The organism is Burkholderia sp. PU8-34, assembly GCF_053427725.1.
The window spans coordinates 18,556-45,532 of the sequence record NZ_JBSAXC010000018.1; the positions used below are offsets into that span (position 1 = coordinate 18,556).

Consider the following 26,977-nt stretch of genomic DNA (forward strand, 5'->3'; position numbering starts at 1 on the left):
TCGGGGGACCAACCCGGTGATTACCCCGATTTCTTGAAATCGTCTTTGATTGTTGAATCCTATTCCAGTTTGAACTAGAGTTCATAAAAAATTTCGACGCGTGTCGCGAAGGCGCGCGCCGGACGAACCATCCACCGGGAACAGGAGCGGAGACAGATGACTGACGAGCACCAGCAGGACGACAACCTTTCCAGCCATCGGGCAGGCGAGCCCGACAGCCCGGCGCTGTCGCGCCGCGCGTGGCTCGTGACCGCGGGCAAGGCGCTCGCGGGCGGCGCGGCAGCACTGGCCGCGCCCGCGATCGTGCGCGCACAGGGCGAACAGCCGTTGAAGCTCGGGCTGCTGATGGCCAAGCAAGGCGTGTGGACCGAACAGGGCGAAGTGATCGCAAACGGCGTCAAGCTCGCGCTCGACGAGGCGGGCAACCAGGCGCGCGGCCGACGCGTCGACCTCGTGTGGTACGACGAGCCCAATCCGCAGTCGGCGCAGCAGAACATGCAGAAGCTCGTCGAGCAAGACAAGGCGATCGCGGTGATCGGCGGCACGAACAGCGGCACGTCGCTGGCGATGTCGTCGGTCGCGTGGCGCACGAAGACGCCCTATATCGCGCCGAACGCCGCCGCGCGCGAGCTGACCGGCAGCAGTTGCAATCCGTATACGTTCCGCGTGCTGAGCCCGACGCCCGTCACCTGCCGCGCGCTCGCGCCGTCGCTGCTCGCGATCGGCAAGAAGTGGCACTTCCTCGTCGCGAACTATGCGTACGGGCAGGACATCCAGCGTTCGATGTCCGAATTGCTGAAGGTGTCCGGCGGCTCGATCACCGGCGCCGACGTCACGCCGCTCAACACGACCGATTTCAGCTCGTTCATCCTGAAGATCCGCCAGTCGAAACCCGACGTCGTGCTGCTCGGGCTGCCGGGCGGCGACCTGTCGACGTTCCTGAAGCAATACGCGGAAATGGGCATGAAAGGCCGGATTCCGGTGGCCTGCCCGATCATCGGCGATTCGGATCTCTGGTCGATCAGCGTCGATGCCGCGACCGGCTATTACGGCAAGCCTTGGCACTTCAGCTCGCCCGGGCATTCGCCGGACGAAGTCGCATTCGTCAGGAAGTACACGGCGAAGTACGGCAAGCCGCCCGCTGACAAGGCATGGATCGGCTGGTTCACGACCCGCGCGCTGCTGCAGGCCATCAACCAGGCGAAAAGCACGTCCGGCGCGGACATCGTGCAGAGCCTGGAGACCGTGCAATTCGGCGACGGCAGCGGCCCCGCGCACTTCCGCCCGTGGGACCACCAGATGCTGCGGCGCTGGACCGTGTTCAAGGTGAAGGACCGGATCAGCGACAAATGGGACTGGCTCGACCCGATCTCGGTCGTGCCGCAAAACCCCGCCGAACTCGACCGCCTCTACGGCACGCGCCAGGAGATCGGTTGCACGATGGCTGCGCGCTGACGCCGTGCGCCGCCGCACCGGCGCGGCGCACGGGCCGGCAAGCCAAAAACGTATCCCGCGCGCGTCGCGGCCCGCCGCTCGCCCCGTTCCGACGGGCCGCGGCGCGGCCCTGGCGCGCCGCAATCTGGAGTATGGGCATGGCTGAAATGGTGTTGTCCCAGGTCGCCAACGGACTGGTGCTGGGATTTCTCTACGTACTGCTCGCGATCGGACTGTCGATCATTTGCGGGCTGCTCGGCATCGTCAATTTCGCGCATGGCGCGCTGTTCGCGCTCGGCGCGTATTTCGCGATCGCGCTGTCGACGCAGTTCGGGTGGGCGGCCGTCGTGCTGGCGCCGGTGCTCGTCGCCGCGGTGGGCGTGCTGATCGAGGTGGTCTTCATCCGGCGGCTGTACGGCAAGGAGCCGCTGCTCAGCCTGATCGTGACGTTTGCGCTGTCGTTGCTGCTCACCGCGCTGACCCGCCTCGTCTGGGGCGCGGGCGGCCTGCCGTTCAGCCCGCCCGATGCGCTCAACGGCTTTCTCGTATACGGGCCGCTGCTGATCACGAAGTACCGGCTGTTCGTGCTCGCCGCGACGATCGCGATCCTCGCCGCGCTGTGGTGGTTCATGAACTACACGCCGTATGGGCGGATTCTGCGCGCGGGCAGCCGCGACCCGGAAATGGTCGGCCTGCTCGGCATCAACCTGCCGCGCGTGCTGACCGGCGCGTTCGCGCTCGGCGCGCTGCTCGCGGGCGCCGCCGGCGTGCTGGCCGCGCCGCTGCTCACGGTCACGCCCGGCATGGCGACGGCCGCGGTGATGCCCGCATTCGTGATCGTGACGATCGGCGGCCTCGGCTCGTTCGCGGGCGCCGTGGTCGCGGGCCTGCTGGTGGGCATCGTGACCGCGCTGGCCGTGCAGTTCTTTCCCGAAGGCTCGTCGGTCGCGATGTACGTGCTGATGGCCGTCGTCCTTCTCGTGCGCCCTCGCGGGCTGTTTGGTGAACGGTGGGAGCGTTTCGAATGAAACTCGGCTATCTGACCCGGCACCCGGTCGCGGTGCTGACTACCTCGCTGATCGTCGTGTCGCTCGCGCTCACCGCCACCGGCACGCCGCTCGAACGCGCGACGCAGATCGCGATCTATACGCTGTACGGCATGGGCGTGAACCTGCTCGTCGCGTACACGGGGCTCGTGCCGTTCGGCGCCTCGGTGTTCTTCGGCACGGCCACCTACCTGGTCGCCGTTTCGCTGCTGCGTGTTCTCGGCAACGAAGTGCTCGCCCTCGCGGCCAGCGTGATCGTGACGACCGCGCTGGCTGCGTTGATCGGTGCGATCGTGCTGCGCCGGCGCGGGCTGTACTTCTCGCTGCTCACGCTCGCCTGCACGCAGATCGCATTCGAGATCGCCTTCAAGTGGACCGACGTGACCGGCGGCGAAAACGGCCTGCAGAACGTGCCGCGCCCCACCTTCTCGACGACCGCCGGCTTCCACGTGTTCGCGTGCGTGACGGTGATCGCCGTCGCCTATGTGCTGTGGCGCATCGTGCACGCGCCGTTCGGGCGCGCGCTGCAGGCGCTGCGCGACAACGAGCAGCGCGCGGCGAGCCTCGGCTACGACACCTATCGGCTCAAGCTGCGCGCGTTCGTGATCTCGGCGGCCGTGATCGGTTACGCCGGCGGCCTGCTGTGCCTGATGCTGCAGGGCGCCTATGCGAACAACCTGAGCTGGGAACACGCGGGCGACAGCCTGCTGATGACGGTGCTCGGCGGCGTTCACCAGTTCCTCGGGCCATTGTGGGGCGCCATTGCATTCATCCTGCTCGAGGACAAGCTGAGCAGCCTGACCGAACACTGGTGGCTGATCTTCGCGCCGATCATCATCGCGTTCGCGTTCTTCTCGCCCGAGGGCATCCAGGGCATCGTGCAGCGGTTGCTGCGGCGCCCGGGCTGGACGCTCGTGCGTGACACGATTCCCGCGCGCCCGGACGTGATCGCGCCGTATCGCGCGAGCCGTATCGACTCCGATCCCGATACGCCCGTGCTGAGCGTGCGCGGCCTGTCGAAGCGTTTCGGCTCGCTCGTGACTGCCGAGCAGATCGACCTCGACGTCCACCCGTACCGCCTGCACAGCTTCATCGGCCCGAACGGCGCGGGCAAGACCACGTTCTTCAACATGCTGACGGGGGTGCTGTGGCCGACGGCCGGCACGATCACGTTCGACGGCCAGGACGTGACGAAGCTCGCGATGTTCCGCCGCGTGCGGCTGGGCATGAGCCGCTCGTTCCAGATTCTCAGCGTATTCCGCAACCTCACCGTGTTCGAGAACGTGCGGGTTGCGGTGCAGGCCGCGCAGCACGATCGCCTTGGCCTCTGGCGCGACGCGCACACGCTCGACGAACAGAATGCGCAAACCTGGTCACTGCTCGCGGCGGTCGGGCTCGTCGAGCGCGCGGCGCATGCGTGCGAAAGCCTGTCGCATGGCGAGCAGCGTCTGCTGGAAATCGCGCTGTCGCTCGCAACCCGGGCCCGCCTGCTGCTGCTCGACGAGCCGCTCGCGGGTCTCGCCGAAGCCGATCGCGCGCGCGTGGCCGCCATCATTCGCGAACTGGCAAACCATCACGCGGTGCTGCTGATCGAGCACGACATCGATCGCGTGCTGACGATCTCCGACCGCGTCAGCGTGCTGCATCGCGGCCGGCTGATCGCGGACGGCTCGCCGGCCGAAGTCGCGCGTCACCCCGAAGTGATCGAAGCCTACCTGGGCCATGCGAAGGGCGAACGGCCGGTCGATGCGCGGCTGGCCGCACGCGACGACGCGCGTGGCGGCGATGCCGCGGCCGCGCGCCGCCCGCTGCTGCGTCTCGAAGGCGTGAAGGCGGGCTACACCGGCAACACGATCCTCGACGGCATCGACATCACGCTGCACGAAGGCGAAGTGATCGCGATCCTCGGACGCAACGGCGTCGGCAAGACGACGACGCTGCGCGCCGCAACCGGCGTCGCCGACATCACGGCCGGCCGCATCACGTTCGACGGCCACGACATCACCGGCCGCCCGGCGCACGAGATCAACCGCCTCGGCCTCGCGATGGTGCCCGAGGGTCGCCGCCTGTTTCCGAACCTCACCGTCGCCGAAAACCTGCGACTTGCCGCACGCAAGGGCGGTGCGAGCGTCGACGAGATGTTCGCGCTGTTCCCGCGCCTCGCGACGCGCAAGGACGCGCGCGCCGAACATCTTTCGGGCGGCGAACGGCAGATGGTGGCGATCGCGCGCGCGCTGATGGCGCCCGCGAAGGCGATCCTGCTCGACGAGCCGTTCGAAGGGCTCGCGCCCGCCGTCGTGCAGGAAGTGCTCGATGCCGTCGTGAAGCTGCGCGCGCGCGCGAGCGTCGTGATCGTCGAGCACCAGGCCGACATGGTGCTGCCGATCGCCGACCGTGCGTATGTGCTCGTCAACGGCCGCGTCGCCCACGAAAGCAGCGCGGCCGCGCTCGAACAGGACGCGGCCACGCAAGCAAGATTGCTCGGCATCGTGCATGACGATGCCGGTTCTACCCTGGAGATGAAAACAGCATGACTTCCCCCTTGACCCCGGCCATCCCCGTTTCGCTCGACGAAGGCCTGAGCGGCGCGACGCGCATCCATTTCATCGTCGGCGATCCGATCGCGCAGGTTCGCTCGCCGAAGGGCATGACGGCGGCGCTGCGCGAGGCCGGGCTCGATGCGCTCGTCGTCCCCGCGCACGTCGCGCCGGACGACCTCGTGGCGTTCTTCGCGGGCGTGTCGCCGATGCGCAACGTCGACGGCGTGATCGTCACCGTGCCGCACAAGTTCAGCGCCGCCGCGTTCTGCACCAGCATGTCCGACGAAGCCGCATTCCTCGGCGCGGTGAATACGTTGCGCCGCACGGCCGACGGCGGCTGGCACGGCGGCATGTTCGACGGCACCGGCTTCGTCGCCGCGCTCGCCGACGAAGGTTGCGACCTGCGCGGCAAGCGCGCGCTGCTCGTCGGCGCGGGCGGCGCGGGCTCGGCGATCGGCCACGCGCTCGTGACGGCGGGCGTCGCGTCCGTCGACGTGCGCGACAACGACGCCGCGCGCGCCGGCTCGCTCGTCGATCGGCTCTCGACGCTGCGGCCCGGCACGGTACGCGTTGCCGCCACGGACGTCGCGCCCGAATCCTTCGACGTGGTCGTCAATGCGTCACCGATGGGCATGCGCGCGGACGATCCATTGCCTGTCGACGTGTCGCGCCTGCCCGCCACCACGTTCGTCGGCGACGTCGTCACGAAGCCGCCGCTCACGCCGTTCATCGAAGCGGCGCGCGCACGCGGCTGCCGAACCGTCACGGGCACGCAGATGTTCGCGCGCGTCTGCGACCGCATGGTCGCGTTCCTGACGGACGGCGCCGCATGAACTCATCAACACATCATTCGCCGCGCGTCGAATCCGGACACACGGCGGGACGGAACGAAGGAGACGTGGACATGGGTTCGGTCATCGAACAAGGCTGGGACGAAGAAGTGGACTTGCTGGTGTTCGGCGCGGGCGCGGCCGGCATGACTGCCGCGCTCGTCGCGGACCACGAGGGGCTCGCCGTCCTCGTGTGCGAAAAAACCGGTTCGGTGGGCGGCATCACGTCCACGTCGGGCGGCACGACGTGGGTGCCGGGCACCCGGCTGAGCGTCGACGCAGGCGTGCCCGACAGCGTCGACGATGCGCGGCGCTTTCTGCAATCGGTGGTCGGTGCACGCGGCGGCGACGACGCGCGCGAAGCGTTCCTGCAAAGCGGCCCCGAGGCCATCGACGAACTCGCGCGCATCAGCGACGTGAAGTTTGTCGCCGCCGCCGCGCACCCCGATTACGTGAACGGGCCCGGCGCGGCGTACGGCGGGCGCGCACTCGTGCCCGCGCCGTTCGATGCGCGCGTGCTGGGCAGCGCATTCGCACGCGTACGGCCGCCGCGCAAGGAGTTCATGGGCCTCGGCGGGATGATGGTTGCCCGCAACGACCTCGACGCGCTGCTCGCGCCGTTCGCGTCGGTCGCGAACTTCAAACGCACGATCGCGGTCGTGGGCCGCTATGCGATGGACCGGCTGCGCTTTCCGCGCGGCACCCAGCTCGTGATGGGCAACGCGCTCGCCGCTCGGCTCTATTACAGCCTGTGCAAACGCCGCGTCGAGGTCCGCTTCGACACGCCGCTGCTCGAACTGGTGCGAGAGAACGGCCGCGTCACCGGCGCGATCGTCGCGACGCCGGACGGCGGCCGCAAGCGGATCGGCGCGCGGCGCGGCGTGGTGCTCGCGACGGGCGGCATCGCGCGTCATCCGACGTTGCGCCCGCAGCTCTTTCCCGCCGCCGCGCGCCCGCTGTCGCTCTCGCCGGATACCCACACCGGTGACGGTGTCGATCGCGCGCTGCGCGTCAACGCGCGTGTCGAGAACGGCGGCGACAGCCCCGGCCTGTGGATGCCCTGCTCGATCCGCCGCGCACCGGGCGCAGACAACAGCGGCAACGGCAACGGCGACAGCGTGTGGCCGCATATCATTCTCGACCGCGCGAAGCCCGGCCTCATCGCGGTCAACCGCCGCGGTGAACGCTTCGTCAACGAATCGAACTCGTACCACGACTTCGTGATGGGGATGCTGCGCGACGACGGCAACGGGCCGAGCGTACCGGCCCATCTGATCGTCGATGCGGCGTTCGTTCATACCTATGGTCTCGGCCTGCTGATGCCGGCACGCAGCGCGGCCCGCATCGCCGATTTCGAACGTGCCGGCTATCTGGTCAAGGGCGCGACGCTGGCCGAACTGGCGGCGAAGCTGCAGGTGGACGCGACCGGTCTCGCGCGCACGGTCGCGGCCTACAACCGCGATGCCGAAGCAGGCAAGGATCCGGCGTTCCAGCGCGGCAGCAGTCCGATGAGCCGCTTCAACGGCGATGTTGCGCAACAGCCGAATCCGTGCGTCCGGCCCATCGGCGCGGGGCCATACTATGCGGTGACCGTGTGGCCCGCCGATCTTGCGTGCAGCGCGGGGTTAAGCGGCACGGCGAATGGCGAGGTGCTCGATGTCGAAGGGCGCGTGATTCCCGGCCTGTTCGCGTGCGGAAACGATCTCGCATCGATCTTCCGCGGCACCTACCCCGGCCCCGGCACGACGCTCGGCCCGGCCATCGTGTTCGGCTGGCGTATCGCGAAGTTCGCTGCGCGACGCGATGCGGCTTCGACGGGCACGTCGCCCGCAGGCGCGACGCCGCGCCGTTCGACGTGCGAGAACCCGCACGGCTGACGGACGTTCCGGCACCGCGTTCCAGCATGCAGGCGCCGCGCCGGCTCAATACGCCGAGGAGGAGTCCGATGTGCTGGCCCCTCGCTTCGGCGGCGTCACGTTGCCATGTCGATGTGGATGGAGCCGGCGGCTGGCGAAGCGGCACCGTTCGCATACGATGCCGCACCGCTGTGCGATCCGCGGTTCACCAGTTTTTCACCAGGTTCGTCACATTGACCGTGCCGATGCCGGTCGCGAAGTTCCAGCCGACCCCGGCGCCGAAGGCTTTCCGGTAGCTGTTGCTCGTCGTCGAGAGCACCCCGCTGACGCCGCCCCCGAGATAGCAGTTCGTCGAACCCGTACAGTTCACGTCCATGTCACCCTGCGTGACGTTATAGAAAATGCAGCTGCTGCCGACATTCCTGCCGTTGCTCGAATTACAGCTGCTGCTGCCGTGAGCCCCATATTCCGTTCTGGCGAGCCGGTAGAGAACCGGATTCGGGTTCCCTTGCCTGGCGTTCATCTTCTCGTTGACGAGCGCCTGGAATCCAGCCCAGATCGGCGACGCAAATGAAGTCCCGCCCGCCCCCGCCCAGCCGCTCGGCTCGCCGGTGCAGGCGACGCCGCCATCAGCGGTGTCGGAGTCGCAGAACACGTAGAAGTGTCCCCACGCGCCGTCGGCAGCGAATAGCGAAACATCGGGAAGATCGCGCACCTGGTCGGACGGATTGCCGACGAGAGACGCCTGCCAGGATGGCTTGGCGTAGCCCTTGCACGTGCCGCCGACGATGCCCTGTTTTTGCGGAACACCCGTCGCGCAGCCGCTTGGTCCTCCGCTGCCGCTCACCGTGGTCTGATAAAGCGACAGGCCGTACAAGCTGTTGCAAAAGCCCGCCGGTCCGTACGTCGTCTTGTAGCCGTATGCTGCGGCGAGCAGCGTGCTCGCGCAGGAGTTGTTCCATGGAATTTCGTTGACGTATGACAGCGCCGAGCCGTAAGTCGAGCTGTTGGTCGAACTCCAATAGGTCGAGTTTGTCCCGGCGTAGGTGTCGCCGAAGTCGGTGCCGCCGACAGCCACGTTGTGGGGTGTCGACGCAAGGCCGTTGACGCCGATGCCGTGCGTGGCGGTCGATACATTCGGATCGCAGCCGGCTGCCCCCTCGTCGCCGGCCGCCACGAACACGGAAACGCCCTGGCTGGCCGCCTGCTGATACGCGGCATTGTAGGCCGCGTTGGCGGCCGCGCCATTCTCTGCCTCGCATTCGCTGTAGCTGATGCTGACGATAGCCGGCGCGCTCTCGCTGTTGAGCAGGTTCTGAAGTGCAATCAGCCCACCGAACATGGTGCTGGTGTCCTGGCATGACGCGACCACGATGGCTGCGCCCGGAGCAGCCGCGCTAGCCCATTCGGCATCGAGTTCGGCCTCCATCTCGTTGCCGGCGACGACACCGGGGTCGGCGCAATTGCCGGGGTGCACCTGCGACAGCGAGCCTGTCTTGTAGTTGGACAAGCCGAAGGTCGAACGGAATGCGGTCCAGTCCGCCATGCTGTACACGTTTGTATCTTCGATGACGCCGATCGTCTGCCCGTTGCCGGTTATTCCGGCCGAGAACAGCGGCTGCAGATTGTAGATGGTCGCAAGATCGGCCGGGACGACTGCGTTGTACGTCGCGTACAACGACGGGATCGTATAAGCCCGCCTTGGCTTGAAGTTCGCGTGGGGGCGGAAGTCATGCAAGGACACGACGCCGCGCACGATACCGGCGAGCGCCTGCGGAACATGCGGATTGCTCATGTTCGCGATGTGGGCCATGCCGTTGATATCGAGCTTATGGATCTCGGTCTGAAACGTGCGGCGAACCTGCTCGGCCGTTCCCGAGAAATCAATCACCATCGCATTCTTTTGCACGTTGTTGACGGTAAAGCCATGACGGCCCAGCCAATCCGTGACCACGGCGACATCTTCTTTCGCGGGACCGAACTCGGCTCCAAACTGTTCCGGGGTGAGCCAGTGATGCGAATTGGGTGAATTCGGATCGTAGAGCTGATCGATGAACCGATCGAGCGCGGCTTCGGTTTCCGCAGGGCGGTTGAGGAGCAACTGCATGTGCTCCAGAACCAGGTTGTCGTCAACCCGGCCGCGATCGTTGCCGGCGGTTGCCTCGTGACGGATATTGCCGGGCAATTCCACCGTCTGGCGCTCGTCGATGATCTGGGTAACGAGTCGAGAAGGCGAAACCGTTCTTGCCTGGGGCAAGCCGGGAACCATGACGAGCAGAATGCCGAGCAGCGGTATCAGGATTTCCGATTTCAGTTTCTTGAGCATGATCTTCTCCTGGAAGCCGATTTCCCTGGTTGCCTTCGTCGTTGGATGCCCCAGCCACGCCGCTCCGGAAAAAAACCAAGAAGTCGTGCGCAGTGCGAGCGAGCTCGCGTTGAGCGGAACCCTGCCCGCAACGGGCGAATTGCCGATGCCAGGCAGGTTGGGTCAAGTCGAGTTCCGGCCCCATCTGCGCGAGCACGCATCGTTCATGCCATGCACGGGTAACCGAATGATTTGATTGCGGTTCGCCCATCCCCTGGCATGCAAGGCCGGGCAAAAACACGGGAGTTGTTTCAGTTCCGAAACAAGCCATCGGTGCCGGGAATCAATCTTTCCGATGCGCGAGCGGGGTGAGACCTTCGCACTCCGTCGCCCCAAAGTGCGGCCCGTTATCGCCGGGAGTCGAACACGCGTCGGCTTGCGGAAAAATGTTCGCAGCCGGCCGCGCAAATTTCTCCATGAACGACGCGTGGTACGTCTATAACACCCGAACGGGGCTGCGCTCAGATCATCGATGACCAGCTGCGTGATGTTCACGAAACGCCTGGATGGCGTACCGCCCTTCACGAATTCGTGGTTGTTGATGCAGGAAGGCGACTGGCAACATCTGTGTCCGTTTGGAGGCAAATATGGACAAGCGATTGAATGAAGACGGGATGGATCTGCTGTTCCGTCAGGCTCGAACCTACAATAGCTGGCTGCCCAAGACGGTCAGCGACGACACATTGCGCGAACTCTACGAGCTGATGAAGTGGTGTCCAACGAGCGCAAACTGCTCCCCGGCACGCATTCTGTTCCTGCGCACCCAGGAAGCGAAGCAACGACTTCTGCCGGCATTGGCACCAGGCAATATCGACAAGACGATGAGCGCACCGGTGACTGCCATCATCGCTTATGACGGCAAGTTCTATGACAAGCTGCCTAAACTCTTCCCGCACGCAGATGCGCGAGCCTGGTTCGCTGACACACCGGAACTGGCCGAGGTCACGGCACGGCGCAATAGCTCGCTACAAGGGGCTTATTTCATCCTGGCGGCCCGCTCGCTCGGACTGGATTGTGGTCCGATGTCCGGGTTCGATCATGCAAAAGTCGACCATGAATTTTTTCCTGCGAGCGTAGAGGAAGGCGCGTTCCAGCAGGAGTACTTTCCCGACAGCCACATCAAGTCGAATTTCCTCTGCAATCTGGGCTATGGTGATCCGGCAGGGCTGTACCCGCGCAGCCCACGCCTGGATTTTGACGAGGCCTGCAAATTGCTCTGACCAGGAACCCGGCTTCGCGAGCCCGATCTCCGTCGCTTGCCCGGGTATAAACGGCCCACATGCCGATGGATCGGCATGTGGGCCCAATTGCATGACCACTGCAAAGAAGACGTTCCGGCCTATTGTTGGTCCTGATCAGACGCTCGTGACCTGGAGCCCATCACTGGCGTAATGGTGCCGAACAGTCCGTTGGTTTCCTTGTTCGGACCTGCCGTGAAGTACAGCGTGTCCGGGCTTGAGCCGCGGCCGCCACCGAGTGTCAGTGTCCACAGGCCGTCGATAGCCAGTGGATTGCCGGACGCATTCTCCAGTTGATCGACAAACCTGCCGGCATCGTCAAAGACATTGATGTGGCCATCGCCAAAATTGCCGATCAGGATCTTGCCGCTGAAGCGGCCGAACGCAAACGATGCGCGTGCTATTCCCCACGGCGAGTTGAGCGACCCGTGAGTCGCAAAGCGGCGCAGCAGGTGGCCGTCCGTATCGAATACGTCTACGAATCCGTTGCCTCTGCCCGCAACGTCGTCGTGCTTCGCATCGTCCTGCTTCGCATAGGTGACGAAAAGGTCGCCGTCGATATTCGCAATACCGAACGGAGCGTAGCCGGCCGGGATGCGTCGGTCGATGAAGCCGCCGTCCGTCTTCGCTGGCGTAAACATGCCGTTCGTACCGTTCGGCCCGAATACATCGATGTGACCCGAGCGGAAGTTCGTCGCGAACAGGAAGGCTCCGTTCGCGTTCACGCCAAAGGCGAGCCCCTTGTAGACGGCCCCATTGGCGGCGGATGGCGTAGCCGAATTATCGACCGCGAGCACCGCGTTAGTTGCCGGACTCAACCCACCGGCCCAAGCGGAAATCGTGCCGTCCTCGGTCGCGAAGATGAATGCGGCCTGGGTCTTGGTACCGGGCACGAGAAATGCCGATGAGGGATTCCACACGATGCCAGTCGGCGCTGCAGGCGCGGGATTCGGTGGATTGCTGGCCAAGACGGGATGACAGGCGCTGGCCGGTATGACGTTGCCTGGCAGCGGGATGGCAACCTGCAGCGCCACCTTCGTCCCCACGCCGTCATACAGCGTGGCGCAGCCCGTGGCATTGTCGTTGATCCAGAATGGACTACCTGCCGGACTGAATGCAACACCCCACGCATTCTGCAGTACGCGGTCGACATTCGGCGCAGCGCCTGCCAGATTGGACACGAGTGGTGTGACGACGTAAGCATCATTGTCGGCGGCATGCCCGATTGTGACACCGGCGGCGACGACCATCACCGCCGCCGCTTTGAGACCCCACGAGACATAAGACATGACTCCCCTCCTCAGTCTGACTGGTGAGAAATCGCGCGGCGCAATAGCGCCGCCGCAGGCTAAACGTTCGCCGCATCTCGGATATTCCCGCCGTCGTCAAAAATGCCGCCCACCGACTGCTCGAATGGCGCGACAGGATTGCGAGCGCCGCCCTTCGACTCGTACCTCTGCACAGAAGTTATGACGGTTTGTTAGTGGTCGGTACGGGATAGGCATTGGCCAATTTTTCCGGGCCGTTTCGGTAGAGAACATCCAGTTGACGCGAGCGCCGCAGGCGTTTCGCAGTTGCTTCCAGGCCGCGACCTCGATGATCAGCCGGTCGCGGCAGTCGATGCGGCCATCCATGCACTGACTTCGCAGCACACCGATTTCGATCTCGACCATGTTGAGCCAACCGGCGTGCTTGGGGGTGTAGTGGCATTCGATCCGCTGCAGGATGCGGCTTGCCTCTGCTGGTGGCAGGGCTTGGTATAGTGCAGCAGGCGTGCGGGACGACAGATTGTCCAGCACGATCCGGACAGCTATATTGAATTATTTGACACAGTAAGATTAATTGAGATGCGGTCTATGGTGCTGTCACTCCGCTATCTGGGAGTTTTGGGAATCTGCGCTTTGTTCGCTGCTTGCGGACAGATTCCGTCCGAACAAGCTGCGTGCAGAGTGGATTCCTGTCGCATGCGACACGAGATGTTGCAATCCGGCGAGGCGTCATGGTATTCGGCAACGTTCCAGGGGCATCTGACCGCCAACGGAGAACGCTACGACGGCGGCGCATTGACGGCGGCCCATCGAACGTTGCCGCTCGGCAGCCATGTGCGCGTCAGTTCGTTGGCGACAGGAAAGTCGGTTGTCGTGCGCATCAACGATCGCGGACCATACATCAGGAACCGAATTATCGATCTCTCATATGCCGCGGCGAAGACCTTGGGTTTGACAGCCGCACGGTCGATGCAAGTACGGATTGAACGTGTGGAGAGTACGGCGAACCCACAGACGGAGTCGGACGGCGGCGGAATCTTGACGACGGGAAAGTGAGGGTTGGCCTGAAGAACCCGCGCCTGAAGGACATGTCAATGACGCCTGAGTGTCCAACTGGGTCGATTGGCAAATGGCTCGAGATGGCCACGTGCCGCGCCACGTGAGCGCAGGAGTTGATCGCCTCCCGCCACTGGGCATCCTCGATGGGCCATTCCGATCGTTATGCCAAGCCGGTTTCACGACCTTCAGTCGTGCTGGATCGGTCTGCACGCTGTGAGAGCGCCGTGCCGCGCGTGCGGGAACGGAAAGCCGTGCACAATACCCCCATGCGAGCCCCAGACCTTGAACGCCTTGTCACCCTCACCATGCCCTTCGGCAAATACAAAGGCCGACTCATCGCCGACCTACCCGGGCCTTACCTTAATTGGTTTGCCCGCGAAGGGTTCCCGCCGGGCGAGCTCGGGCGGCTGCTCGCGCTGATGCACGAGATTGACCATAACGGCCTGAGAGGCCTGCTCGAGCCGCTGCGCAAGCGCGGATAGCGCCAATCAGGCGCCATCGCCACGGCGCGCCACTCCGGCCCCCGTATCGATTGGTCGGTTGTCGCCGATCGTTATCGGCGACAACCGACCCGTTGCTGCCGGGGAGCCGTTGCAGTTCCAAGGGCAGGTGTCAGATGCGGATTCAACCCGCCGATGCAACACACTTGAAGCTGCATGGCAGCAAGGCGTGTTGCAATGAAACAGCGACGGCGGATTTACTATACAGACGGTCAGAAAGCGTTAATGTGGGAGCGCTGGCGCAAGGGCGAGTCACTGCAGCAGATCGCTCAGTTGTTTGATCGGAACCATTCCTCTGTACAACGGATTCTGGCCGAAACGGGCGGCATACAGCCGAAGCACCGGCGCCGTTCACGATTGGCACTGACCTTTGCCGAGCGTGCCGAGTCTTGTGGACTCCATGTTCTGAAGCGCAAAAGTTTACGGCAGGTTACTCTGCGGCGGCAGGCTGGCGCACGCGGTCAACACACAGGCAAGAACGCTTACGATGAGACGCTGAAGCTTTGTCATGTCCGCACCTCGCTGAAGCATCCAACGATCAGGTTTGACGCCGCGGCGCCACTCCAATGGGGTGCTCCAGACTCATTCAGGAATGGCCTGGATGCGTCCTGCCTTGACTGCCGCTTTCAAAACCGTCCAGTCCGCCTCATTTTGTTCCGCATACGCGAGCGCGAATCGTTCGATGGCCTCGTCGAATGCACCCGATTTACCGACATACCCGCTGATCAGCGCCGGATCGCCCGCTTTCGCCATCGAATGGGCCAGCGCGTGAGCGCAGGAAACCGCATATTCGCTGAGATCTTCAACGTCGAAAGTGGTGTAGTCGAATGCGCCCTTCATGTCGCGCAATTGTCGAACATAAAAATCATTGCCTGTATGGCGCATCTTGGACCAGCCCAGAAAGATGTCGCTGGCCGATTGGAGCAGACGCTGCCCGTTAACCACGCGCTGGCCATGATTGGGAAAGCGGCTGGGCGGCAGATAACCCTCCAGTACGGAAGCCCGGGCCTCCTTGAGTTGCAGGAACAGTGGACACTGTCCATCAGCCATGAAAAGTGCCTCGTAGCAGCGAGTCCCTACCGACCCGATGCCCACAACGCGAATCGCAGCATCCACCAGTTCATAGCGATCGAACAGCGCGCGTCTGTCGTCGGGAAGCGTCAACCGGTAGTCGGCGAAGAAGCGCCGTACGAGCGCATCGTACTGTTTGCGATCGTGGGGACTCTCCAATGGGACGTGATATACGAGCGGCGGCACGTCCTTGATGCGCAGCTTGCCGTTCACCAGTTCGGTTTGGTGAGTCATCAGGGCGCGCGACGACTGCTGTCTCGCCTTGTCGATGACGGCCAGTTCTCTTCTTCTTTCCTCCGGCGAATCGGCAATGGCCAGCATGCCCGCCGCCTTGAACTGGTAGTACCAGATGTCGAGTGTGTCCATCCGGCTAAAGTCAACGACCCGTTGGCGGAACGTATCGCACAGCCGGCGCACCACGCTGCGCTGGTCACGCGTCGCAAATCCCCGTTCGCGCGCAGCAATCACGAACGATGCAGCCAGCCTGCGCACATCCCAGTCGAAGGGGCCGGGCAGCGTTTCGTCGAAATCGTTGGGTCCGAAAAGAACGCGTCGCTCCGGGCTCGCGAACAGTCCGAAATTCGCCAGATGCGCATCGCCGCCCAGTTGCACGATCACATCCGAATGCGGCAGTTTCGACAGGTCATATGCCATCAGCGGCGCGGCACCGCGATAGAACGCGAACGGACTCGCGACCATGCGCCCGTAGCGAATGGGTATCAGCTCTGCGACCCGGCCCGCGTTGGACGCGTCGAGCAGCCCGATGGGGTCTCGATCCTCGATCGTGCAGTCGGCAAGCTTCGCGCGCGGCACCTTTGTGCGCGCCGCCTTGCCCTGCTCGATGCGCGCCGCCGACGAGCCTCGCCCCGCAAATAGCGTTGACGGGTCTTCTTGCACCAACAGGGTCTTCGGATCAGGGCGTTGCGCAGCAGATTCGTTGCGCGTTGCGGCAGCGGATTCAGACACGTGTCTCTCCTCTTTCCGATTCGATGTCAAAGCAGCTCTGCTTCATTCCGTGTGCGTCATTCCGGTTTTGCGCCAGGTGAAGGCGCTGATGCAGGCGGCGAAAGATCACGCAGCGCTTCAATCGCAGCATCCACTGTCGCAAAGATCTCGCGATGGGCGCCGCGTGCACGCAGTGCCTTGTACCGTTCGATCTCACGCCGCACACCCGTCGGAAGCGCGACCGCGGCTACCCCCACGCCGCGGCGGTCGAGCTCCGCACCCAACTGGATCAGTGTCTTGCCCGCCGTGTAGTCGATATTGTTAATCTCCGATGCGTCGATCACCACCCAGCGCAACGGCGGGCTCGCGTCATTGACGAGTTTCAATACTTCGTCCGTGAAGCGGCCAGCGTTCGCGTAGAACAGGTCCGCTTCGAACCGGTAGACGACAATGCCGGGCGCCGCGAGCACATTCGGCGCGACATGCTGCGTGATCCAACGGCCGGCGGGGCTGCGGGTCAACACGCGCGTGCGCAGCCGGTAGCTGTGCCGCGCATGCGCAATCAGCGACAGCACGACGGCAGCTAGAATGCCGTGCATCACGTCGACAAACACGACCACGCACGCCGCGAGCAACGCGACGACGAACTCGTCCTTCTGCATCCGATAGAGTTCCTTCATGCCCTTCACATCGATCAGCTTCACGCCGATCATGAATACGATGGCCGACAGGACGGGGGCAGGCAGAAGACTGAGCGGCTTGGTGAGGAACAGCAGCACCAGCAGCACGATGACGGCCGTGGTCAGATGGGCGGCCTGGGTGCGGCCCCCCGCATCGTCAACTATCTCGGTCTTGGTCGGACTGCCGTTCACGACAAAGGTACCCGTCAACGCGGCCGCCGCGTTCGCAGCCGCGAGGCCGATAATGTCGGCATTGTCGTCGCCCTTCTCGTTGTAGCGGTTGGCGTACGCGCGCGCCGTCGCCGCGCTTTGCGCGATGATGACGATGAAGCACGAGGCGGCCGTTGCCAGCACCTGGTTGATCTCGTTCATATGCAACGACGGGAGGTACAGCGACGGAAGTCCGCCGGGCACTTCACCTGTTACCGCAATGCCATGCGCAGCGAAATTGAACACGGCGCTCGCCACGATGGAGCCGATCACGGCAATCAGCGCACCCGGCGCCCGCGGCGCAAGCCGCTTGCAACCGACGATCACCACGAGCACGGCAATCGAAAGCACGGTCGTCGGCAGGTTCGCCCCGGCGACGCGTTGCAGCACCGATACCACTTGCATGATTGGCCCATGCCCCTGCTTCGTAAGCCCGATTAGCCCGGCGAGCTCGCCTGCGGCAACCTGCACGCCCACGCCCGTCAGGAAGCCGATCAGGGCGCTGCGGGAAAGAAAGTCTGCGAGAAAGCCCAGACGAAAGATCCGGGCAATCACGAGCATCACGGCGACCGTCAGCGCCACGGTACTGGTGAGGCCGACATATTCCTTGCTGCCCGATGCGGCGATGGCCGTCAGCGTGCCAGCGAGGATGGCCGCCGTCGCGGAGTCTGCTGCGACCACCAGTTGACGCGACGCACCAATGACTGCAAACGCGATCAGCGGCAGCAAGATCGTATAGAGGCCGGTGACGGTGGGCGTGCCGGAAATCTTCGTGTACCCCATCACCTCGGGAATGCCAAGGGCCGCCAGCGTGATCCCCGCGATGACGTCGTGCGGCAGTTGTGCGGGATTGACGGGCAGAAGTCCCTGCAGGAACGGCATGCGATGCGCATTAGACTGCATCGAAACCCCCGGCTTCATGGCGTTGCCTCCATCTTTGTGAGCTTGCTGACCAGTGCATCCGCAATGATCTCGTCTGCAATGACCACGTCAGATGCCCCCGCGCTCTCGAACAGCTCCTTTCTCAGCGGGTTTTCGCCGGGCACGACTATCGCGAGCGAGGCATTCAGCGTATGCGCCAGCAAGGTGATGGCCAGATTGTTATTGCTGTTGGGCGTCGTCACGACGACGGCTTTGGCGGTGTCCAGCCGCGCATGTCTGAGCACATCGTCGAACGAATCGGGCGAACCGAGCACGACCATGTGGTCGCAATCCGCCGCGCGGTCGGCCTGGCCCTGATCGCCGACGAGCACGAGCACCGTCTGCCCCGCTTCGCGTAATCGCTCGGCAACCTGTTCACCAAGCGAATGAAAACCGACGAGGACGACATGTCCAGCAAGTTCTTCGAGTTTGCGTTCCATGATCCGGTTCTCCCGATAAGCCATCACATCGTCGCCAGATAGCATGCCTGTGAGCCTCGCGACCGCAAATCCGCCGATCAGCAGCGTGGCAATCATCGCCAGCAGCATGAAGACCTTCTGGGGCTGATTGAATTCCGCAAAGGAACCAAGCGTCGTGACGAGATTGACCCCGTCCCAAAGCGCCGTGAAAATTTTGTTGGGGAGAGAAGTATCGGACTGGTCGAGCAGGACCAGCCCAGTGGCGGAGCAGACAAGCAGCAGAGCAAGAAGGCCGACAGCATGGCGCGCGCGGCGTCGCCATTCGCGCATGCGAATGACTCCAAGTCGCGGCTCAGCGACGCGATAGATCCACATCATTACCTCGGGTAGACAGCGTGATCGAGACAAGTGCGAACCTGATGCTAGATGTAAAGCTCTCCCTTTTTTTATCAACAGTCAATAGTCAAGAGTCCCAGTACGTGCCACACGCGCAGCGGAAGGGCGGGGTACTGAGCACATGCCACCATGCCGCAAGCGGGCCGGTGACTGGAGCTGCAGCGCACAAAGCACGCGAGCCTATGATCACGCGGATTCTCATGGCTCCATTATTATGTATGTCTGATCAAATAAGGTTCAGGAGTCAGGGACGCAATTGACTGCGTCTCCCTTTGGTATTTGCCTGCTGTGTGTTGTCCGCACACTGCAAGGACACTAATTGCATTCAGCAGTCGGGCATTTAATTCAGAAATTGATGCGCGTCGCGACGGCGAACGTGGTCTAATTGATTAGCTTAAAAAAGTGCCAGACTATAACGCTGCGTCGCCATACTAGAATTCATTTGAACGTGTTCGTCCTTTTCTTCCAATATCGTAAGCTCGACATTTGAGGCTGCTAAAACCGTGACAGACAGCGCGATGATTGAGGATGATCCAATTCTGACCGAGCCGATCCTTGGCCCGGACATGGATGTGTGGTTTTCCGCATACGGCTTCGGATGGGGGTATCGTGCGTTTACGTTGGGCGAACATGTTGTGCGAGAGGAACTTGGGGCGGCGGATGCGTCGCCAAAGCAACTTTTGCTGGCATTCAAGCTTGGCCGTCAGAGAATCCGGCTTGCTGTCAAGCAACATGGTGGATCGAACGCTGGTGAACGCGCTAGTCTTGATTCAGCCGACCTTTGACTACGATATGGATTCGGCCCGCCCTCGAGTAGACAATTTTCTGGCCGGGGCGGGCACCCGATCGAGTATCCCGCAGTGCTATAGCCGATTGCTCCTCCAGTTCTAGCCCAACGTCCATGTCCTGCGACGCGTGCGCCAGAATGCAAGAGACCCCGAATCCGACAGCCCATGCCGGGCTGGTGGAATCACGCAATCCCGCAAGATTGCGTCGGCTCGGGCGACCTGCGGTGGTCTTGCAATTGTATTGTTGCCGCCTATGCGGCAACAACTGGCTATCAGAGAACGACCCTTTGCATCTGGGCGCCGCCGAATGGCTTTGTCTGCACAACGCCTCGAATATCCTCACCCCGGTTTCATCGCTGCAACCGGGGACAGCCCGCACTTCGCATACCCCGGCTTTCGACGCGGCCTCGTGCAACCCGGCATTACAGACGGAATCGAGACGTCACAGCTTCAGCTAGCTACTCGACTTCCTCACGCCCGCCCTCTGCGGCCATCATCGTACGATATCTTTTAGCATGAAACGACGCGCGCACGCGCGTTTACGTATGGTCGTTCCCGATTGACGGACGCACGCACGTATACGACGATCCTCGCCGTGCTGAGAAGTGGGAAATGAAACCTGTGATCGTGCAAAGTGGGATCGGTGCGCCGCTCGATTTGCGGTTGCTCGCGGTGTTTGACGCGGTCATGCGTAAAAACAGCGTGACGGTAGCGGGCGATTGCCTCGGCATGAGCCAGCCGCTCATGAGTCAGTCGCTTGCCAAGCTGCGGCAATATTTCGGCGATCCGCTATTCGTGCGAACCTCCGGCGGCATGTCGCCGACACCCCGTGCGCGCGAACTCGCCCCGAAGATCGCGGCGGTCATCCAGCTCATGCAGGAAGCGCTCGAAAGCCCGGGCGATTTCGATCCAGCAAGGTCCGTGCGCACCTTCAGCTTCGCGGCGACGGATTTCGGCGCGGCCTTCCTGCTGCCCAAACTCCTGCAATACCTGGCCCAACATGCTCCCGGCATCCGCGTGAGGGCGACCCACGCGCCGCGGCATGGCGTCGAGGATCTCCTGGAGGATGGCGAGGTCGATCTCGCCATCGGCAGCTTCGCGATCAACAGGCTGCCGTTCTACCAGCGGCGCCTGTTCAAGTCCGACTATGTCTGTCTTGTGCGCAACGGGCATCCGATGATACGAGGTCCGCTTACGCGAGAGGCTTATCTGTCCGCGACGCATGCACTCGTCGCCCCACTGCCCGTCGGCTACGAGGCGCTTGAGCGCTTTCTTCTGGAGAACGTGGCTGCCGCGAACTTCACGGTCACCTTGCCGAATTTCCTGTCCGTACTCACGACGCTGCCGAGTTCCGATGCGGTTTTCACCATGACACGGAACTCCGCCGAGCACTTGGCGGAGCTGCTGAACGTACAGATCCTCGAGTTGCCGGTCACGATCCCCGGTTTCATCGTACGGCAGTTTTGGCACGAACGTTTTCACAAGGATCCCGCCAACAAGTGGTTTCGTGATCTGGTCTATTCGCTGCTGGCGCGGGACAGCAACGCGCCGGGCGAGGGATCCCTCGCAGTCGACTCCTCCGAACCGTAAGGCGCCGGCAGCCTACCTGCCGGCGCGATATGCCGATTCGGCATTCCTTCCATTACGGGGTGACGATGGCTATTCGCGCCCCCGGTCTCCATACTGCCTCTCAAGCCTGCCGGCACACGCGCCGTTGACTTGCGCCAGGCAGGCCCTTTTATTGATCAGGAGACGCAATGGAAACCGGGCTGATTCAGGGGCTCCACCACATCACGCTGTGCACGTCGAGCGCGCAAGGCGACGTGGATTTTTTCGTCAAGGTGATGGGCCAGCGATTCATCAAGCGTACGTTGTTCTATGACGGGCGCATTCCCATCTATCACCTCTATTTCAGCGATGCCGACGGCACGCCCGGCACGGTCATGACGACGTTCCCGATGCGTCGCACCGGCCTCGTGGGTCGCAAAGGATCGGGTCAGTTTACCGCTGTCGCCTATTCGATCCCGACCGGTTCGATCGACTTCTGGCGCGAGCACTTTGGCCGAAACGGCGTCAAGGTCGTCGAGGAATCGGAGCGCTTCGGCGAAAAATACCTGCGCGTCGTACATGCCGGTATTGACTTCGAAGTCGTCGAGGATCCGACCGATACCCGCGAGCCGTGGAAGTCGGAGTATGTGCCCGAGCAATATGCTGTCCGTGGCTTTCACAACTGGACGGCGATCGTGCGCGAGCTCGAGGACATGGAGGTCTTCCTGAAGGACGCGTGGTATTTCCGGCGGACGATGAGCGACGGCAAGTTCACGCGGTATGAGGCGGGTGCGGGCGGAGCCGGGCGCCGCATCGACATCCTGCACGAGCCCGACATGCGGCAAGGTATGTGGACGCTCGCCGAAGGGATCATCCACCACGGCGCGTTCGAGGTGCCGGACTACGATGCGCAGACCCGCGTCAAGTTCGACACCGAAGGCATGGGCTTCACCGACTTTTCCGACCGGAAGAACCGCGGGTACTTCGAGTCGATCTACGTCCGCACGCCGGGCGGCGTCATGTTCGAGGCGACGAAGTCGCTCGGCTTCAAGATGGACGAGGAGGAAGCGAGGCTCGGCAGCGAGCTGAAGATTTCCCCGCAATTCAACGTGTCCCACGATGACCTGCGCGCTCTGATGCAAGTGGAGGACCCCATCCATGTGTGATCGATACAAACGCGCAAGTGACGCCATCGCGGCGGAGGGGGCACTGTGAAATCGTTCAAGCTCTTCGGCCGCGGGCCGCGCAAGGTGCTGTTGCTACCCGGCTTGCTCGGCACCCGCGATTCGTTCGACGACATGCTGCGCCATGCCGATCTCGACGAATTCCAGTACGCAGTGGCCGAGTATCGCGGCTACGGCCATGCACGATCGGTGCCTGGCCTGATGACGCTGCGCGAGGTGGTGATCGATGCAGTGAGACTCGTCGAGTTTCTCGGCTGGAACACATTCACCGTGGCAGGTCATTCGCTTGGCGCGCTTTGCGCACAAATGCTCGCGGTTGCATTGCCGGAGCGCGTCAACGCCATCGTTTCGATAGCCGGGCTGAGTGCGAATGGCGCGAGCGGCGATCCCCAGCGGCTCGCGTTCATGCAGGCACTGGCGACGTCACGCGAGAAGCGTGAAGCGCTGGTGGCCAGCGGTACGGGGAACCGTTACGCGTCCGGGGTGGCGCGTGGGCTCGTCGCGCAGACGTGGGAAGAGATCGACGGTCACGCGCTCGCGAGCTACGCGCTCGACGCGAGTCGCACGGACATCCACGCGCAAGTGCAGCGGCTCGACACGCCTATCCTGGTACTGGTCGGCGAACACGATCCCAACTGCACGGAAGTCGCCGCTCGCGAGACGACGCTGCAATGGTATCGCCACGCGACACTGCGGGTGATGCGTGGTGCGGGGCATTACCCGATGTTCGAAGCACCCGCGGCAACGCTCTCCGAGCTTGAGCAATACGTCGAATCGGCCACGCGATCTACTCAGGAACGGGCCGCCGAGCAGCCCGTCTGACGCGTATCACGCGCAGAGGAGCCGCCGGACCGCCCCTGTATGTGCGGTCCGGACGGCGCTTCTGATAGCCGGGTGCGCAGCCCGAAGGCAAACCTTTCCCCTGTCACTGGGCCCCTCCCGGGCCCCGGGCTGCCGCCGCGCATTCACTTGCCGACTCCATAAGGATTTCCGATGTTCCAACGATCATTTACCTACGCCCCGCTTCCCGGGCGCGTTGTATTTGGCGCGGGCAGCCTCGATCAGCTTTCTCGCGAATTCAACGAACTGGGCGCCAGCCGCGCACTGCTGATCTGTACACCCGAGCAGTCAGATCTCGCGCAGAGCGTCGCCTCACGTCTTTCCAGCCAATGCGCTGGCTTGTTTCCGAAAGCTGTCATGCATGTGCCGATTGATGTGGCGCGCGAGGCGCGTGAGTACGCCAGCCATGTCGGTGCAGACTGCATCGTCGCGATCGGGGGTGGCTCGACGATTGGATTGGGGAAGGCGATCGCGCTGGAGTCCAGCATCCCGATTCTCGCCGTCCCAACGACTTACGCAGGCTCCGAAATGACGCCGATCTACGGCATCACCGAAAACGGCGAGAAAAAAACCGGACGCTCGCTGAAGGTATTGCCGCGCTCCGTGATCTATGATCCATTGCTGACACTGACGTTGCCCGTGAGAATGACCGCGACGAGCGGCATCAATGCCATCGCGCATTGCGTTGAAGCACTTTATGCGGACAACGCCAATCCGATCGCGTCGATGATGGCTGAGGAAGGAATTCGGAGTCTCGCGCAAGGATTGCCCCGCGTTGCCGAGCATCCTGAAGACCTTGATGCGCGAACCGCTTGCCTCTATGGCGCGTGGCTCGCGGGGTCGGTGCTCGCGGCAACCTCGGTCGCGCTGCATCACAAGCTGTGCCACACTCTGGGCGGCATGTTGAATCTCCCGCATGCGGAGACACACACGATCATCCTGCCGCATGCGGCAGCGTACAACGCCGCCGCAACGCCTCACGCGATGGCGCGCGTCGCCAGGGCCCTGGCGGTCGACGATGCACCACAGGGCTTGTTCGATCTGGCCGTGCGCCTCGAAGCGCCGACATCGCTCGAAGTCTTGGGCATGCGATCCACAGATCTCGACTGGGTAACCGATACCGCGTTGGCCGCGCCGTACCCGAACCCACGGCCCCTGCAACGCGAAGCGATTCGTGCGCTGCTGGAGGATGCGTATTACGGCCGTCGTCCTCGTGCCTCGGCAGCCGTGAATTAGTCGGATGCACAGCACCAATTCGGATTTCGCATGACGCGAATGCGTGTTCGAGAATCGACATTGCTCCTTCCATTCGTTAATTTTGATTCCGTAGTTCACCAAAACGATATGGATGGAGACAAATGTTCAAGGTTGCTTTCAGAGGCGCGACCGTCGCCTCACTCCTCGCGACGACGTTCATGACCACCGCCGCACTTGCCCAGAGCTCGGTCACGCTCTACGGCATCGTCGACACCGGCATCGATTGGGAGAATCACGTCGCGACCGGCCCTGGGCAGCGATCGGCAGCGGGCTCCGCAATCCGGATGACGTCCCTGTCCTCGACCGTCCCGTCGCGATGGGGACTGCAGGGCAAGGAGGATCTGGGCGGCGGCGTGCGCGCGATCTTCGAACTCGAAAGCGGCTTCTCGCCGAGTTCCGGGACGCTGCAATACGGCGGCCGTGAATTCGGGCGCACGGCGTTGGTCGGCCTCGAGACACCGTTCGGCACTGTCAAGCTCGGCCGCCAGATCAACATGACCTACGTGGGCTTGTTCAAGAGCACGGTCCTCGGCCCGAGCATCTATTCGATCGCCGCGCTCGACCCTTATCTCCCCAACGCGCGCTCGGACAATGCGATCAGCTATCTGGGCAACTTTCATCAGTTCGTTCTTGGCTTGTCGTACAGCTTCGGACGGGATGCGGCATCCGTTCCGGGTTCGCCCGCGAGCAATGGCGGCGCAGCGTACAGCCCGAGCGCATCGAACTGCCCGGGCAACGTCGCGGGTGACCCGCTCGCCTGCCGACAGATCACCGCGCTGATCGGCTACTGGGGCACGCTCGCCGGGGGGCAGTTGGTCTACGACGAATTGCGCGGTGGCCCGGGCGCGCTCGCCAACAGCGCGTCGTTCGATCCGTCTTCGCCCGTGGTTCTCCCCATCAGCGGAGACAAGACGACTCGCTACATGGCAAGCGGCTACGTCCAGCTCGGCGACGTCAAGGTTGCGGGGGGCGTCATTCACAGACGAACCCGCACCACTTCCACCTACGAAACGAATATCTATTACGGCGGGTTCTCGTACGCGCTGCGCGCTGACCTCGTCTTCGACGGCGAAATCTCGCGCATCTCGACGACGGATCGCAAGAACGCCAACTACTACGTGCTCAGGAGCACCTATCTGCTCTCGAAGCGAACCTCGATCTATTCGATGCTCGCTTTCATGCAGAACAGCAGCAATGCGTCGTACTCCGTTGGATCGGGTTACTTCACCACGCCCGGCGCGAAGCAAATGGGTGTGCTCCTCGGCATGCAGCATCGCTTCTAGGCCACGTCCGCACAGCGCACCCGAGCGCGGGCGTCTACTCACTATCAGGAAATCAACATGCATCACGATGAACGAATCGCCATCATTGGAGCCGGGCCGGTCGGATTGACGACGGCGCTCGGTCTCGCGCGCCGCGGCGTGCCTTGCGTCGTCTACGAGGCCAACACCCAGATAGCGCGCGAGCAGCGCGGCGCCGCGTTTCATCCGCCGACGCTGGAGATGCTCCACGCGCTCGGCGTCGGCCCTGCGCTGATGGAAATCGGCTTGCGTATCCCGGTCTGGCAGATGCGCGATCGCGAAGTGGGCGTGTACGCTGAATTCGATCTCGGCGCGCTTGCCGACAGCACCGATTTCCCGTATCGATTTCATCTGCCGCAGCACTATCTTTCCAGCATCCTGCTCGACGAGCTGAAGCGTCAGCCCGGCGTCGAACTGCGCTTTGGCGAAACACTCGAATCGGTTTCCACGGATGGCGCCTGCGCGCGGCTGACCTTCGCCGGCAAGAGCCGGCGCGGCGAGACCGTCGTGCCATGGGTCATCGGCGCGGACGGCGCGCGAAGCAGCGTGCGCAAGACCGGCGGTTTCACCTTCGACGGCTTTACATGGCGCGAAAAATTTCTCGTCACCAATGTCGCCGAGCCGCTCGAGGTGCTGGGCTACACAGGCACGGCATACGTGTCCGATCCCGATGCGTGGGCGGTCGTGCTGAAACTCTACGACGACGCACGGGAGCATCTATGGCGCGTCGCCATGCCCGCGGACCCCGATGTCGACGACGAAATCCTGCTCGACGAGCGCAACGTGCAGTCCCGATTGCGCGACGCGCTTGGCGTCGAATGTACCTTTTCGCTCGCCTATTCGGGAACCTATCGCGTCCATCAGCGCGTGGCCAATACCTTCGTGAACGGACGCATCCTGCTTGCCGGCGACGCCGCACATATCAACAACCCGATCGGGGGGTTCGGTCTCAACGGCGGGATTCACGACGCGTTCAATCTGGCCGGAAAGCTCGCGGACGTGTGGTTGCATCGCGCGGATCATGAGGTGCTCGAATTGTATTCACGCCAGCGCCGCACGGTCGCGCTGGAGGTCGTGCAAAAGAACAGCATCCGCAACAAGAGCCTGATGGACGAACGCGACCCGGAGGTGCGGCGGCGCAACCGGCAAGGCCTGTCCGAGATCTCGCTGAACCCCGTCAAGCGAAAGGAGTATCTGCTCGAGACCTCGATGATCAGCTCGATCCGCCGCGCGGAGCAGGTCGGCTGACGGGCGACTGACCCACATAACGAATCGCAACGA

The 26,977-nt window shown here is 63.3% G+C and carries 21 protein-coding genes and 2 pseudogenes; 17 read left to right on the top strand and 6 right to left on the bottom strand.

From position 1 onward, the window contains the following. Window positions 1-156 precede the first annotated feature (156 nt). From ACV22Z_RS29840 to ACV22Z_RS29860, 5 genes are all read left to right on the top strand, one after another. Window positions 157-1,455: an ABC transporter substrate-binding protein gene (locus ACV22Z_RS29840; RefSeq protein ID WP_448079849.1), complete on the top strand. Its 1,299-nt coding sequence runs from the start codon at window positions 157-159 to the stop codon at window positions 1,453-1,455. Between the two features lie 137 nt (window positions 1,456-1,592). Further along, entirely contained in the window at window positions 1,593-2,462 is an 870-nt protein-coding gene (locus ACV22Z_RS29845; protein WP_448079850.1) for a branched-chain amino acid ABC transporter permease, read from the top strand. Continuing rightward, entirely contained in the window at window positions 2,459-5,014 is a 2,556-nt protein-coding gene (locus tag ACV22Z_RS29850; protein ID WP_448079851.1) for a branched-chain amino acid ABC transporter ATP-binding protein/permease, read from the top strand. The genes ACV22Z_RS29845 and ACV22Z_RS29850 overlap by 4 nt, the downstream gene beginning before the upstream one ends. Next, complete coding sequence (locus ACV22Z_RS29855) at window positions 5,011-5,853, top strand: shikimate dehydrogenase family protein (protein ID WP_448079852.1); 843 nt, start codon at window positions 5,011-5,013, stop codon at window positions 5,851-5,853. The genes ACV22Z_RS29850 and ACV22Z_RS29855 overlap by 4 nt, the downstream gene beginning before the upstream one ends. Window positions 5,854-5,924: 71 nt before the next feature. Then, on the top strand, window positions 5,925-7,727 hold the full coding sequence (locus ACV22Z_RS29860) for an FAD-binding protein (RefSeq protein WP_448079853.1): 1,803 nt from the start codon (window positions 5,925-5,927) through the stop codon (window positions 7,725-7,727). Window positions 7,728-7,911: 184 nt separating this feature from the next. On the opposite strand, the gene ACV22Z_RS29865 is transcribed toward ACV22Z_RS29860, so the two are convergent. Continuing rightward, complete coding sequence (locus tag ACV22Z_RS29865; RefSeq protein WP_448079854.1) at window positions 7,912-10,032, bottom strand: S53 family peptidase; 2,121 nt, start codon at window positions 10,030-10,032, stop codon at window positions 7,912-7,914. Between ACV22Z_RS29865 and ACV22Z_RS29870 the strand changes: the two genes are divergently transcribed. Next, complete coding sequence (locus ACV22Z_RS29870; protein ID WP_448079855.1) at window positions 10,025-10,267, top strand: hypothetical protein; 243 nt, start codon at window positions 10,025-10,027, stop codon at window positions 10,265-10,267. The two genes, ACV22Z_RS29865 and ACV22Z_RS29870, sit on opposite strands and share 8 nt — an antisense overlap. Window positions 10,268-10,658: 391 nt before the next feature. Continuing rightward, window positions 10,659-11,291, top strand: coding sequence for a malonic semialdehyde reductase (locus tag ACV22Z_RS29875; protein ID WP_448079856.1), 633 nt, complete (start codon window positions 10,659-10,661; stop codon window positions 11,289-11,291). A gap of 119 nt (window positions 11,292-11,410) precedes the next feature. Here the strand turns inward: ACV22Z_RS29875 and ACV22Z_RS29880 are convergent, their stop codons facing one another. Together ACV22Z_RS29880 and ACV22Z_RS29885 are read right to left on the bottom strand one after the other, a co-directional pair. Next, entirely contained in the window at window positions 11,411-12,598 is a 1,188-nt protein-coding gene (locus tag ACV22Z_RS29880; RefSeq protein ID WP_448079857.1) for a TIGR03118 family protein, read from the bottom strand. A gap of 178 nt (window positions 12,599-12,776) precedes the next feature. After that, window positions 12,777-13,117 (bottom strand): annotated as a pseudogene (locus ACV22Z_RS29885) (transposase); the annotation flags it as partial. Window positions 13,118-13,273: 156 nt separating this feature from the next. Between ACV22Z_RS29885 and ACV22Z_RS29890 the strand changes: the two are divergent. The 3 genes and pseudogenes from ACV22Z_RS29890 to ACV22Z_RS29900 form a co-directional block, all read left to right on the top strand. After that, on the top strand, window positions 13,274-13,633 hold the full coding sequence (locus ACV22Z_RS29890) for a septal ring lytic transglycosylase RlpA family protein (RefSeq protein ID WP_448079858.1): 360 nt from the start codon (window positions 13,274-13,276) through the stop codon (window positions 13,631-13,633). 269 nt (window positions 13,634-13,902) lie between these two features. Beyond that, a complete protein-coding gene (locus ACV22Z_RS29895) occupies window positions 13,903-14,118 on the top strand; it encodes a DUF3820 family protein (RefSeq protein ID WP_448079943.1) in 216 nt (71 codons plus the stop codon). Window positions 14,119-14,313: 195 nt separating this feature from the next. After that, a pseudogene (locus tag ACV22Z_RS29900) lies at window positions 14,314-14,523 on the top strand (IS30 family transposase); the annotation flags it as partial. Between the two features lie 195 nt (window positions 14,524-14,718). Here ACV22Z_RS29900 and ACV22Z_RS29905 read toward each other — a convergent pair. The 3 genes from ACV22Z_RS29905 to ACV22Z_RS29915 are packed head-to-tail and all read right to left on the bottom strand — an operon-like array spanning window position 14,719 to window position 18,757. Next, window positions 14,719-16,173: a DUF2252 domain-containing protein gene (locus tag ACV22Z_RS29905; protein WP_448079859.1), complete on the bottom strand. Its 1,455-nt coding sequence runs from the start codon at window positions 16,171-16,173 to the stop codon at window positions 14,719-14,721. Window positions 16,174-16,229: 56 nt separating this feature from the next. Further along, window positions 16,230-17,963: a SulP family inorganic anion transporter gene (locus tag ACV22Z_RS29910; protein ID WP_448079860.1), complete on the bottom strand. Its 1,734-nt coding sequence runs from the start codon at window positions 17,961-17,963 to the stop codon at window positions 16,230-16,232. Next, window positions 17,960-18,757 (bottom strand): potassium channel family protein, encoded by a 798-nt coding sequence (locus ACV22Z_RS29915; RefSeq protein ID WP_448079861.1) that lies wholly within the window; start codon window positions 18,755-18,757, stop codon window positions 17,960-17,962. The genes ACV22Z_RS29910 and ACV22Z_RS29915 overlap by 4 nt, the downstream gene beginning before the upstream one ends. A gap of 524 nt (window positions 18,758-19,281) precedes the next feature. On the opposite strand from ACV22Z_RS29915, the gene ACV22Z_RS29920 reads away from it, so the two are divergent. From ACV22Z_RS29920 to ACV22Z_RS29950, 7 genes are all read left to right on the top strand, one after another. Next, window positions 19,282-19,563 carry a hypothetical protein gene (locus ACV22Z_RS29920; protein WP_448079862.1) on the top strand — a complete coding sequence of 94 codons (282 nt, stop codon included), beginning with the start codon at window positions 19,282-19,284 and terminating at the stop codon, window positions 19,561-19,563. Between the two features lie 615 nt (window positions 19,564-20,178). Further along, a complete protein-coding gene (locus ACV22Z_RS29925) occupies window positions 20,179-21,156 on the top strand; it encodes a LysR family transcriptional regulator (protein ID WP_448079863.1) in 978 nt (325 codons plus the stop codon). A gap of 167 nt (window positions 21,157-21,323) precedes the next feature. After that, window positions 21,324-22,280, top strand: coding sequence for a hydroxyquinol 1,2-dioxygenase (locus ACV22Z_RS29930; protein WP_448079864.1), 957 nt, complete (start codon window positions 21,324-21,326; stop codon window positions 22,278-22,280). Between the two features lie 45 nt (window positions 22,281-22,325). Then, window positions 22,326-23,120 carry an alpha/beta fold hydrolase gene (locus ACV22Z_RS29935; protein WP_448079865.1) on the top strand — a complete coding sequence of 265 codons (795 nt, stop codon included), beginning with the start codon at window positions 22,326-22,328 and terminating at the stop codon, window positions 23,118-23,120. A gap of 171 nt (window positions 23,121-23,291) precedes the next feature. Continuing rightward, window positions 23,292-24,374 (top strand): maleylacetate reductase, encoded by a 1,083-nt coding sequence (locus ACV22Z_RS29940; RefSeq protein WP_448079866.1) that lies wholly within the window; start codon window positions 23,292-23,294, stop codon window positions 24,372-24,374. A gap of 122 nt (window positions 24,375-24,496) precedes the next feature. Beyond that, window positions 24,497-25,678 (top strand): porin, encoded by a 1,182-nt coding sequence (locus ACV22Z_RS29945; RefSeq protein ID WP_448079867.1) that lies wholly within the window; start codon window positions 24,497-24,499, stop codon window positions 25,676-25,678. 57 nt (window positions 25,679-25,735) lie between these two features. After that, entirely contained in the window at window positions 25,736-26,944 is a 1,209-nt protein-coding gene (locus ACV22Z_RS29950) for an FAD-dependent oxidoreductase (RefSeq protein WP_448079868.1), read from the top strand. The last annotated feature ends 33 nt before the right edge of the window (window positions 26,945-26,977 follow it).